Origin of the sequence: Shewanella sp. 10N.261.52.F9 (assembly GCF_041471165.1) — a bacterium.
GTDB lineage: Bacteria > Pseudomonadota > Gammaproteobacteria > Enterobacterales > Shewanellaceae > Shewanella > Shewanella marinintestina.
The window spans coordinates 61,017-73,716 of the sequence record NZ_JBFRNX010000002.1; the positions used below are offsets into that span (position 1 = coordinate 61,017).

The following is a 12,700-nucleotide window of genomic DNA, read 5'->3' on the forward strand; positions in this document are numbered from 1 at the left end:
TAGTTAAAAGCCTAGCTATTTAGCTAGGCTTTGTTGTTTCTGCGCGAGGGAAAATACAGCAGTAAGTAACAGCAATTAGTATAGGTACAGTACCGAAGCTAAACCTAAGAAACAGAAGAAGCCCACTACGTCAGTCACCGTAGTTAAAATCACGGAGCCGGACAGCGCCGCGTCTTGATTCATCTTTTGCAGAATCATCGGTACAACCACACCCGCAATTGCCGCTACCGCCATATTAATTAAAATGGCCGCGCCAATTACAGTGCCGATAATTGGGTCGTTAAACCAGTAGCCTGCAATTAAGCCAATCACCGTTGCCCACAGCACCCCATTTAAGATCCCAATACCCAGTTCGTTCTTTAGCAACGACATGAAGTTACCCGAGGAGATCTGGCCCATGGCCATACCGCGGATCATCAGAGTTAACGACTGGCTACCAGCGATACCGCCCATTGAGGCGACGATTGGCATCAATACCGCTAGGGCGACAACTTTCTCTAATACATTCTCAAACAGGCCAATGGTGGCAGATGCTAAAAAGGCTGTGAGTAAATTAATCCCCAGCCATACTGCACGGCGGCGAGCACCTACGGTTATAGGCGCGAACAAATCGTCGTCCTCGTCCATACCTGCGGTTGCCATTAACTGCGCTTCGTAATGTTCACGCACCAGTGCCGTGGCGGTGCGCAGCGTCATACGGCCAATCATAATACCGCTTGTATCAACAACGGCGATTTCTAATTCGTTACTGTGCTCAATCGCTTCAGCGGCTTCAATCAAGCTAGAGTCTGCAAGAATTGAGCGACTGTCTTCCCATAATAAACTTTCTAAAGTTGCGTCTGGTGCGGCGCGAAATACATCGTGACGGCGCACGCTACCAATGTATTTGTCATCATCATCGAGCAAAAATACATGATCGTTACAGTCGAGCTTGATTCGGCGGAAAAAGCGCTGCGCTTGAGAAACGGTTGAGGTCAGGTTTAGTGCTAAAAACTGATGCTCAGCATAACGGCCAATTTCATTTTCAGAGTATTGGTCATAGCGATCATAGTGCTGACGTTGGCGCTCGCCCATTTGTGACAGCGCACGCTCGGTCATCGCGTCAGATAAAGTGTCACTCCACTCAATCAAGTCTTCAGGTGAAATTTGCGAGAAAAGTAAGTCGAGTTCTGATTCAGGCATCTCATCTAGAATGCCGTTACGTGGATCGGCACGCATCAAATCGAGTACAGCAATACGTTCGTCGGCATCAACCTGTGACCAACGCTCATAACGCTCATCGAGCGGTAATGACTCTAGCAATAGCGCGACTGTTCCAGGTTCTGACTCTTCTAACATGTCATTGAACAGCTCAGCTTGCTGGTCACCTTCAGCATTGGTCAGTTGCTCAACCGATTGGCTCACTTCTACCATAGCTAACTCAGGCGCTTCATATTCTGAATCGCTTAGATGTTGGCTGTTATCGATAGGGAGTTCATCTTTTGGCAATGGCATGGCTAACAGACCTTAAGTGAGACTTGAAAAGGGGCGAAACTATATTGATTAAACAGTTCACTGACAATGATTTTTACCGCAGTAGCGGTTGAGTGTTATTCGTGGCAATAGTAGCATTTTTCTTGATAAGTGCGGTAGAGGTTAACTATGTGGCAGATATACTTGGTAAATACCACTGTTAGATAAGCCTTTTGCTAGTAGGATTTTAAACATTAGCTATTGTTCTTACGTAATTATTTAATTGTTCCTCCTTGATTACTAACCTTTGTCGACTAGCCTTAAATACAAATCGTATTTAACAAGGACAGTCGATGCGGATCCAACAACAATTTTTGCTTGTTGCGGCAGTGGGTTTAACGCCAATTGCCTTAGGTTATGGTTTGCAACCAAGCACTTCACTTGCCTATCTTTTTGAGATCGATGCTAGTTCAATAAACAGCAGGCATATTTTTAGAGCGGTAATGGGCCTATATCTCGCTTTGGTACTTTTTTGGGTGCTTGGGGCATTCATTAAAAAGTACCAATTACCAGCCCTTTATAGCTTGACTGTATTTATGTTTGGATTGGCGTTTGGACGAACATTAAGTCTTATTTTTGACGGTTGGCCGCATTGGTTATTAGTCGTTTATTTACTACTAGAGGTTGGTTTTGGGCTTGTGGGTATTGCGATGATAAAAAAAACTGAAAAAGAGGGATAAATAGATGAAACGGATTTTGTATATATTAGTTATTTGCCTATACGGATTTATATCTACCGCAGCTTTTGCCGCTGAGAACAAGCCAAATATTTTTGTGATTTTTACAGATGATATTGGTATTTCAAATTTGAGCGCTTATCACAGAGGGGTGATGAGCAGCCAAACTCCAAATATTGATAGCATTGCCGAAAAAGGTATGTTGCTCACCGATTACTATGCGCAACCCTCTTGCACTGCGGGACGCTCAGCATTTTTAACAGGGCAGTTTCCAGTAAGAACCGGTATGCACTCTGTTGGCTTGCCAGGTGGACCAGTAGGTTTAAATGCTAATACGCCAACATTACCTGAACTGCTAAAAGAACAGGGTTACGTTACTGGGCAGTTTGGTAAAAACCACTTAGGTGATAGGGATGCTTTTTTACCTACCATGCATGGCTTCGATGAGTATTGGGGTTGGCTCTATCATCTTAATGCGATGGAATATACCGAAGATCCTGATTGGCCAAAAGATGAAGCATTTAAGCAATTTGCGCCACGTAATGTGATTCATGCTAAAGCAGATGGCAAAGGTGGCCAAATCATTACTGATGACGGCCCATTGCATATAGAACGAATGCGTACACTTGATGATGAAGTGAATAAGCACGCGATTAATTTTATTGAAAAAGCAGTGAAAGAGGATAAACCATTCTTTACTTGGTATTGCCCATCACGCGGACACGTTTGGACTCACTTATCGCCTAAGTATGAAAAGATGTTAGGCCAAAATGGTTGGGGTTTACAAGAAGTGGTGATGAAAGATCTTGATGACCATGTTGGTGAGATGCTTGCTAAGATTGAGGAGTTAGGTATTGCTGACAATACCATCATTATTTTTACTGCAGATAATGGTCCCGAAATTATGACTTGGCCTGATGGTGGTATGACGCCTTACCACGGTGAAAAAGGTACAACTTGGGAAGGTGGTGTTCGTGCCCCATTTTTGATCCAGTGGCCTGCTAAGATCCCTGCTGGAGTTGTTAATAATGGTATGTTTGATGGTATGGATTTATTGCCTACGCTGGTAAATGCTGCTGGTGGTCCTAATGATTTGAAACAACAAATGCTCAAGGGTTACAAAGGATTTAAGGCGCACCTTGATGGTTATAATCAAATGTCACTACTGACTGATAATGGCGCTTCAAGCCGTAAAGAGATTTTTTACTACGAGCGAGATAAGTTGCAAGCAGTGAGGGTAGGTGATTGGAAAGCGCATTTTGTAATACAAAATCAAGGCTGGAGTGGCCCTAAAGAAGAGCTAAATGCGCCGTTATTATTTAATTTACGTCGTGATCCTTTTGAAAGAGCGGCTGAAGAATCAGGTATGTATTTAAAATGGATGGGGCAAAAAATGTGGGCGTTTGGTCCTGCACAAGCTGCGGTTGCACAGCATCTTGCAACGTTTAAGCAGTGGCCGGCAGTAACGTCTGAAACTGGCCCTGTTAACAATGGTGGTGTTGGTAACTAACTTAGAAGATAGAGTGCTAGCTTATTGATGGGCTGGCTTTTTTATTATGTGTAAAAAAAGCCTTCATTAATAATGAAGGCTATGGGTGACGTGGTTAAATCAACATTTTACGAGTGGCTTGTAGAATGTGAGTGCCACAAATAGAGTGTGGAACTCTTTAGAAGTAATAAGCAACGCTGACATTGAAGCGTTTATCCCAATCGTCGCCAACTTCCGGCAGACCGATATGGTCGTTGTTAGCCGTTGAGAAAGTCATATTCTTACCCATGATAAAGTCAATTTGGGTATAGGTTGGGCCAGCACTGATAGCGGCACCTAAAACGTTTTGCATACTATTATCGTAGCTGTCGTCATCTACATCTGGGGTCATTAAGCCAAAGTCATTATAAAACTTGATGCTGCCCCAATCAGTAGCCAGTGTTTTAGCTATGTTGGCACTGTAAACTTGGCCTTTAGATGCAACTTCAAACTGCCAACTTACGACAGAAATACCGATTTTATTATGATCAGCACTATCAGCTGCATCAAATTCATATTGCATTGCTTGCAACTGTAAGTTCCAGCCTTTAAACGTACTATCTAAATGGGCTGCGAAGGCATACCTGTCACCGTTATTACCCGTTTCGGAGTTATAAATCTGACCTGCTTCAACAGATGCACCGAATGTAGTTGAGCCGCCTTGGTAATCCATTGTGTAGGTTTGGCGTAAGTTGACTTGATTGGTTTCTTCGTTGTGATACTCAGTACCATTGATTGTGCCGCTGTAAAGATCTGCTGCATAGCGTTTGTTCTCTGTAGGGCCGTATTCTGCACCTTTGTAAAACGCCATATCAGTTTGCCAACCGTTATGTTGGTAAACAGCCTTTACACCTATATCATGGTCATCTTCGAAACCTAGATAGTAAGGTAGGCCGAACCAATAACTATTTGAAATATATCCGAGGTTACCAAACGGCACCTTGTTTATACCAAATTGTAACTGCCAATCTGGGTTGAAGTCGTAAAAACCATAACCGTATTTGATGTAGTTTGTATTAGCCGTAAAGCGATAGTCAGATTTCAAGCCCCAATTGCCTTTTTTACCATCAAAGCGTAAAGAAAGCATATCAAAAGTAGCATCCCCGCCTTTATCCTTTGAGCTTTCGCTGTAATCTTTATAGGCATAATTGACACGTACTCCACCGTGAATATTGATACCATCTTCTTCTTGTTCTGCTGCAATAGTATTAAAGCTGCTAAGCGCTAGCGCACTTGCAACCAAAGAAAGGCAAAAAGCTTTATTTGATTTCATGATCATGTTATCCCAATATCTTATAAATTCATGTTAAATTTTTTGTTTATTGTCTTAATTAATATTTATATAACGCTGTCTTTTTTGTTTTCAAATAATATGAACTCCTTCAGTTTTAAATATGATTTATTGGCAAATAAATTAATAATTAACTGGAGTAGCAGTTAGGGCTTGGTTTACTTAATTTAAACTAAGCCCTTAACCTTTATTAGTTGCTAGTTGCAATCCTTTTGCTCTTAAATTCAGCAGAACTGGTTGTTTCTAACGTTAATCCTTTAGTTTCTGGAGCCATAAATACTGAGATAATCAAACCAAATAATGAGATAGCAGCACCCACTAATAAAGTTGGAGAAATACCATAATTGGCCATGAAAATAGGTAATGCGTAAGTTGAAATTATGGTGCCAATACGGCTGAATGACATGACAGCCCCGACTGCTGATGCGCGGATCTCTGTTGGAAAAAGTTCATTTGGATATAACCATTGTAGTATGCCAGGCCCGCCAGAGAAGAAAGCATAGGTCGCAAATGCACCAATGATTAGCCAAATGCTCGGGTCTGGAACAACGCCTAATAAAGCTAACGAAGCAGTCATTATGCCAAAGCTACCGATCAATAAAGGTCGACGACCAATAGAGTTGAGCCAATACATAGCAGGAATACAGCCAGCCATAAAAAATAGGCTAATAACAATATTACCTAGTGCAGCATCTTTTCCATCAGTAAAACCGAGGAGTTCAATTATTTGCGGCCCAAAGGTGTAGATGGCAAACATAGGAATAACTTGGCAGGTCCAAATGAAGCCGATAAATAGAATTCTTTTTAAATACACAGGTTCAAACAATTTACTGTATTTAGTTTGCTCTGCAGACTCATGTGCAATATCAACATTGGGACCGAAGTACTTTTCCATTGTTTCTTTACATTCTTTAATACGTCCTTTTTTTAATAGCCATCTTGGTGACTCTGGCAAATGGAATCTACCAAGAAGTATTATCAAACAAGGGATTATGGCGCTACCAAACATCCAGCGCCAACCATCTTCTACATCATACAGAAGGTAACCAACCATGTTTGCAGCAGTCGCGCCGACGTACCACATTGCGGCAATAAAGCCCATTGTGTAAGCACGTTTTTTAGTCGGAGAAAACTCCGCTACCATTGACGTTGCAATAGGATAGTCGGCTCCAATGACAATACCGATTAAAAAACGCATGACCACAAGCTCAATAGGCGAAGAGATGAACATTGTGGCAAAAGAGAGCACGGCGATAGCAATGATATCTATCATAAACATTAATTTTCGACCAAAAATATCAGCAACATAGCCAAAAAGTGCAGTGCCGATAAATAGACCCGCTAACGTAGCGGCTCCGACTAAGCCAATCCATTGGGCATCAAGCTCTAATGCGGGGGTGAGTTGTTGCAGGGCAAGGCCAATAATCACCAAGACATAGCCATCTAAAAAAGGGCCTCCACTTCCCCACAACATTATTTTTCTGTGTAACGGAGTAAACTCCATATCATCGAAGTTAGTTCTTGGTTTCATGCGACTTACCACCAAATATAATTTACAAATTAAAATTATGATTTTATTTATTATTTGGAGGTGCCAGCTCCATTTGTATGTTTTATAATCTCAGCGAAGATATTACTCTGTAAAAATATTAAAACGGTGATGTGAATAGTGTTTTGTTATATTTTTTAATAAAGGTTTTGCATTTGTGAAGTGACGACAAATATATTTTTGGTGCACGACTAAAGGGTCGGAATATATATTCCAACCCTAAATTACATTTAATTGAATTGTGTGGTTTTATCCGTATCTATATTCGATACCAAACGTTCCTCTTGGGTATTCCCACTTTTCTAAAATGGTTTCACCACAAAGAAATTTACAGGTTCCACATTCTAAACAGCCAGCAGAGTCAAATCGAATACTTCCATCATCTTCTAATTTATAGAGCCCTGCTGGACATGCATTAACCAGTTTTCGATATTCATTTAAATCTGGATTATCTTTTAAAATAATATGTGCATGGCCTTCATCGACATGGAACTTATTGGCACCAAGTTTGACATCGACATTAACTAGTTTACTCATATTGAAGTCACTCCTTTAAAGCCATCTTTGATTAAGTTCATGTAGCCGACTTCTTTACAGTGCTTCATGAGTGTTTTTCTAATAGGTTGCGAAGGGCTGCCATCCACAGTGAACATGCTTTGCATAATATCAGCAACCATCTTGGGGTATTGATTGAAGATGCGCGGGTTTTCCATGAATTTAGGCAACTCTTTATACAACTTGAGATCCTTCATGATGAAGCTATCTTCTAATAATGTTTGGTAAGAAGATAAACCTTGTGCACTAAAATCGTTTTTCTCTCGTGCTGCTAGTACTGCTTTTGCAGCGGCCTCACCAGAGGCGATAGCCAGATCCATACCGCGGACTGTGTAGCCTATGTTTAGGCAAAAACCTGCAGCATCTCCGGTAATTAATACGCCGTCATCAACAAGTTTTGGCACCATATGAATACCAGCTTCAGGTACAACATGGCCTGAGTATTCAATCAGCTTGCCGCCTTCTATGAGAGGTTTAATCATGGCGTGGTTTTTAAAGTCTTCAAGCATTTGCGGTACAGTTTTATCTGAGCTGCCAATATCATGTAAACCACAGACGATACCTAATGAAACCGACGTTTTATTCGTATAAATGAAGCCGCCCCCCATCAAACCGTTAGCGGGTGAGCCTGCAAATAACCATGCACAACCTTCGTCATCATTAAGATTAAAACGATCTTGAATTACCTGTTGCGGTAGTTCGATTAATTCTTTTGCTCCAACAGCCATGGCATCAGACTTAACGCGCTTAACCATGCCAAGTTGTTCACCCAAAACCGGGTTAACTCCTTCCGCTAGAATCACGGATTTAGCCGTTAGCTCATCACCATCAGCTTTAACGCCAATGACTTTTCCGTCCTGAGTTAAGATTTCATCAACCCGAATACCACTAATAAACTGAGCGCCCACTTCTTCAGCTTTGCCCATTAACCACTGGTCGAAATCACCTCTAAGCAAGGTGTAAGATTCTTCAATTGCAGTTTGTTCTCGGCCGTTGTGGTAGTCGAGAGTGACGCCTGTATCGTCGGTTAGAAAGGTGACTTTTTCTTTAGTTACCTTTCTTTCTATTGGCGCTTCTTTAGCAAAACCAGGGATGATTCTTTCTAAGCTGTGGCTATACAAACGGCCACCAGTCATATTCTTGCTACCAGCATAGTTGCCGCGTTCAATAACTAGAACGTCTGCGCCTTCTTTCGCAAGAACGTATGCAGCAACACAGCCTGCAAGCCCTGCTCCTACGATAATCGCGTCAAATGATTCTTCTGACATACTCGTCACTCTCTACATATATTTGGCTAGTCGCCTCTCTCATATGAGGAAGAGGCGATTGAAATAACAATATAAATTGTGTTTCAGTTAAGCTTTTAAAGCGCTGATCAGTGCTGGCATGACTTTATTGATATCACCAACAATGCCGTAATCCGCATATTGGAAAATCGGCGCATTCTTATCTTTGTTAACAGCTAAAATAGTCTGAGAACCGAGTGCCCCAACCATATGTTGGATTTGACCAGAAATGCCCAATGCTAAATAAATCTCAGGTTTTAACATTACGCCTGATACGCCAATGTAACGCTCACGTTCCATCCACTTTTCAGTTTCAGCTATTGGACGAGAACAGCCGAGTTCAGCTCCCATTAGCGTAGCTAATTCGCCAGCGACGTGTAGATTTTCTTGAGTACCAATACCGCTACCAACGCCGATAACACGTTTCGCTTTACCTAAGTCAACGCTCTCACCTTGTTTTGCTCGACGTTCAATACACTTAATTTGGGTAGTCGGTTCCATAAAAGTCACATTAACAGCTTCACCTGTGCGGCTAGCATCTGCTGGCAATGCCTCATATACGCCGCTACTTAAAGTGATAATCGCTACCTGGCTGTTAATTTTTTCTTCCGCTATCGCTAAACCGCCATATGCCATATGCTTTGCACATATGCCATTTTCAACGCTGATTTCGGTAACATCATTAACAACACCAGCTTGTAATTGGACACCTAACTTGCTGGCAAGAGCTTTGCCACGTTTAGTTGGTGCAAGTAGCACTAAGCTATTTTCGCTATTTGCTGCTATCACTTGCGCAATAGTGTGGCTGTAGTCTTCTGTGATTTTTTGGCTATCTTTATCACCTAAGTAATACACATGAGTAGCCCCTAGTGCGTAAGCGGCTGTAATTTCAGATTCTGCACCAATAATAAATGCTGATACTTTTTCACCTAACGCTGCACCCGCAGCGATCATTTCAGGTAAACGGGAAGCGATATCGCTAAATACCCAGATATTAGATAGTTTGCTCATCATTTATCCTTAATTAGTTAAGTGCTTTACGTAAGTGTTCTGCGAATTCGGCAAGCTGCTGCTCATCATCACCTTCGATCACAATATTTTGGCGAGCCTTTTGTTTTGGCGCGATAACAGAGACGAGTTCAACTAATGCTGGAAACTCTGTTAGTTCAAGATCTGTCGCGCTTAGGCTTGTTACAGGCTTTTTAGCTGCCGCTAAAATCGTTTTCATTGAAGGGATAGTGGGCTCATTAATATCGGCTGATACCGAGATAACTGCCGGAAGTGAAATTTCTAATACTTCAACTTCATCATCTAATGAACGCTCAACCGTAATCTTTCCTGATTCAGCCGCAACAATTTTACTAACAGCATTAATGTTGGCAATGCCAAGTAGTTCGCCTAGTTGCAAACCCACTTGTTGTGCATATAAATCGCCAGAGCCATCGCCACAGATTATTAGGTCAAATCCGTTTTTCTGGGCTGCTGCCATCAATACACGTGCAGTTTGATGTGGTAATAATTGTTCAAATTTTTCGTCAACAACAACAGTTAGCTCGTCGGGGCCGCGAGAAAGAATATCTTTACGCGATTTAGGGTTTTCTAGTGCCTTACCGCCAACACTCATAGCAGTAATAGTGCTGCCATCGATAAGACCTTTGAGTTGAACGCCAGCTTCTACTGCACAGAGATCGAATGGGTTAATTTTAGGTGCAGCTTTGTTGGTATCTAAGCTACCATCAGCAGTTACGGTGATATCTTGCTCTTCAGGCACTAACTTGTAACACGTAATAATTTTCATTATTTCTCCCGTTAAAATACTAAGTATTTTAAAACCTAAATTAGGAATTTCATTCGCCACCACTGTTTATTAGTAATGGCGTTTATTTAAATAGGTTTTAATTTAATAACTTATAAAATCATTAATTGTTTAGAATAGTTCTATAAACTTTTCTTTTGAGCAACCTCGCTAAGTTGAAACAATTATATGGTGATAAATTAAAAAGCTAATGTTATGTCGGTCACACTTATTGACGGGTGAAAGTTAGTCTTTCTAACAGCTGTATTAGTTTCTCTAATATACTTTTTAAACCTGATTTTAAGGTTTTTTAATAGCGTTATTAGTCAGGCTAATAGGGGTTTTTAGGTTAGCTAATAAGCTTATTAGTAAAGCTTAAAAGGGCCTGTTAAGTAATTCTAATACGCTTATTAGAATTACAGATTTTTATGTTTTTAGATTTTTTATAAATTTTTGCCATTGGTTTTTCGCTATCATTTATCGGAAGCGGTTAACAATTTAGCTTGGCTGTATCTTGCTGTTTTTGATTGGTTATTTCGTTTTCCGCTTTCTTTTTTCACTTGGTGGTCAACCCTTTTTATATCGGCTTTCATGGATTTTTTTAGAATATGTTTTTTAGTTTTTATTAATCAGTTATAGCCATTTTTATCTCATTAAATTCCTATTTCAAATGAACGTGATAACGATCACTGTATAGCAAAATCTTGGCTGGCATGATTCTTACGCAAATCAGCGGGCTTATTTTAGTTTATTAATTGTTTATATATCCTTTGGTTTTATAAGTAATTAATTTTGTTGTTTGGTGATTGATTAAATTCCTTAGTTATATTTGTTTTTATTAACTTCTATTTCTAAGTAATAAAGTAATTAGATAAATACTCAGTTTAAAACTTTAACTATTATCCTCCTAAAATAGAGAGGGAGAAGTATTAATATGAACAATAAAACGATGGATGTAGATGCCAAAGCAGGGAAGAGGAAGGTCACTATTGATCCGATTATCTTTTTTCCTTCATTAATCGCCGTTGTATTACTTTCTTACTTTACCGTAAGAGATTTAGATGCGGCGAACGTTGCGATTCAAGAAGTATTTCATTACTTGACCCATACATGGGGTTGGGCATTTGAGTGGTATATGATTTTCATGGGGGCTGGCTGGGCTTGGCTTACTTGGGGTCCATACTCGAACAACCGTTTAGGCCAGGAAAAACCCGAGTTTAGTACTGGAAGTTGGATCTTTCTGATGTTTGCCTCTTGTACCTCTGCAGCAGTTTTGTTCTGGGGCTCACTAGAAGTTTATTATTATGTAACTTATCCACCTTTCGATCTTGAACCGCTATCAGTTCAAGCTCAAGAGTTAGGTCTTGCATACAGTCTATTCCATTGGGGACCGCTTCCTTGGATGGGTTATGGCTTCTTTACCGTTGCTTTGGGTTACTTCCTTTTCGTTAAGAAAATGGATGTAGTTCGTCCAAGCGGCACACTAGAGCCTATTTTAGGTAAGCATCACAAAGGGTTTATCGGGATCTTTATCGATAACGTCTATGTTGTTGCCTTGATCCTTGCTATGGGTACCAGCTTAGGTTTGGCTACTCCGCTAGTGACTGAATGTATCCAGTGGCTATTTGGTATTCCACGTACCCCTGAAGTTGACACCATCATTATCTCTGCATGGATTGTATTCAATGCTATCTGTGTTGCCTTTGGTCTAACTAAAGGTGTGAAGATTGCGAGTGACTTACGCAGCTACTTAAGCATCATCATGTTGGTATGGGTGTTCCTGATTGGCGCAACTAGTTTCACTATTAATTATTTCACTGACTCTATTGGCGTAATGCTAGAGCTACTTCCTCGTATGTTGTTCTACACAGCATCAGTGAGTGAAGGCAGCTTCCCTCAAGATTGGACCGTGTTCTACTGGGCTTGGTGGGTAGTGTATGGCATCCAGATGTGTATCTTCTTAGCGAAGATTTCTCGTGGCCGTACAGTTCGTGAACTTTGTTTGACTATGGTTGCTGGTTTAACTGCTTCTACCTGGTTCCTTTGGACCATTCTAGGCAGTAACACCATGAATTTGATGAATGAAAACCTCATCAATATGCCACAACTCATTGAACAATACGGTGCCGCTCGCGCCATTATCGAAACATGGGCAGCATTACCTTTCAGTACGATCACAATGTGGGGATTCTTCATTCTATGTTTCCTTGCCACTGTGACTTTAGTTAACGCCTGTTCTTACACATTAGCGATGTCTACCTGTAAAGGTGCTGACGCTGATAACGAGCCACCAATTTGGGTTCGTGTTGGTTGGTCTGTACTTGTCGGTGTAATCGGTATTGTTCTGTTATCACTTGGTGGCTTGAAGCCGCTGCAAACAGCAATTATTGCCGGTGGCGCTCCACTTATTATCGTCAACATCATGATTATCATCTCTTTCTTAAAAGATGCTCGTAAAAATAATTGGAAACCTGTCGGTGAAGAGGCTTAGCCACACCTGGGATCCA

General features: G+C 40.9%; 10 protein-coding genes. 3 read left to right on the plus strand and 7 right to left on the minus strand.

Going from position 1 to position 12,700, the window contains the following annotated elements; genetic code table 11:
• Positions 1-75: 75 nt before the first annotated feature.
• A complete protein-coding gene (locus AB4298_RS02220) occupies positions 76-1,494 on the minus strand; it encodes a magnesium transporter (protein ID WP_371985608.1) in 1,419 nt (472 codons plus the stop codon).
• A 311-nt stretch (positions 1,495-1,805) separates the two neighbouring features.
• On the opposite strand from AB4298_RS02220, the gene AB4298_RS02225 reads away from it, so the two are divergent.
• Together AB4298_RS02225 and AB4298_RS02230 are read left to right on the plus strand one after the other, a co-directional pair.
• Positions 1,806-2,192, plus strand: coding sequence for a DUF4345 domain-containing protein (locus AB4298_RS02225; RefSeq protein WP_371985609.1), 387 nt, complete (start codon positions 1,806-1,808; stop codon positions 2,190-2,192).
• 4 nt (positions 2,193-2,196) lie between these two features.
• Positions 2,197-3,699 (plus strand): arylsulfatase, encoded by a 1,503-nt coding sequence (locus AB4298_RS02230; protein ID WP_371985610.1) that lies wholly within the window; start codon positions 2,197-2,199, stop codon positions 3,697-3,699.
• 157 nt (positions 3,700-3,856) lie between these two features.
• On the opposite strand, the gene AB4298_RS02235 is transcribed toward AB4298_RS02230, so the two are convergent.
• From AB4298_RS02235 to AB4298_RS02260, 6 genes are all read right to left on the minus strand, one after another.
• A complete protein-coding gene (locus AB4298_RS02235) occupies positions 3,857-4,996 on the minus strand; it encodes a hypothetical protein (protein ID WP_371985611.1) in 1,140 nt (379 codons plus the stop codon).
• A 202-nt stretch (positions 4,997-5,198) separates the two neighbouring features.
• Entirely contained in the window at positions 5,199-6,539 is a 1,341-nt protein-coding gene (locus AB4298_RS02240; protein ID WP_371985612.1) for an MFS transporter, read from the minus strand.
• A gap of 267 nt (positions 6,540-6,806) precedes the next feature.
• Positions 6,807-7,094: a ferredoxin family protein gene (locus AB4298_RS02245; protein ID WP_248999833.1), complete on the minus strand. Its 288-nt coding sequence runs from the start codon at positions 7,092-7,094 to the stop codon at positions 6,807-6,809.
• On the minus strand, positions 7,091-8,380 hold the full coding sequence (locus AB4298_RS02250) for an FAD-dependent oxidoreductase FixC (RefSeq protein ID WP_371985613.1): 1,290 nt from the start codon (positions 8,378-8,380) through the stop codon (positions 7,091-7,093). The genes AB4298_RS02245 and AB4298_RS02250 overlap by 4 nt, the downstream gene beginning before the upstream one ends.
• 87 nt (positions 8,381-8,467) lie before the next feature.
• Complete coding sequence (locus AB4298_RS02255) at positions 8,468-9,409, minus strand: FAD-binding protein (protein WP_371985614.1); 942 nt, start codon at positions 9,407-9,409, stop codon at positions 8,468-8,470.
• 13 nt (positions 9,410-9,422) lie between these two features.
• Positions 9,423-10,196, minus strand: coding sequence for an electron transfer flavoprotein FixA (locus AB4298_RS02260; protein WP_371985615.1), 774 nt, complete (start codon positions 10,194-10,196; stop codon positions 9,423-9,425).
• Between the two features lie 931 nt (positions 10,197-11,127).
• Here AB4298_RS02260 and caiT point away from each other — a divergent pair.
• The gene (gene caiT, locus AB4298_RS02265; protein ID WP_248999829.1) at positions 11,128-12,684 is read left to right on the plus strand and encodes an L-carnitine/gamma-butyrobetaine antiporter; all 1,557 of its coding nucleotides are present in this window, start codon (positions 11,128-11,130) and stop codon (positions 12,682-12,684) included.
• Positions 12,685-12,700: the final 16 nt, after the last annotated feature.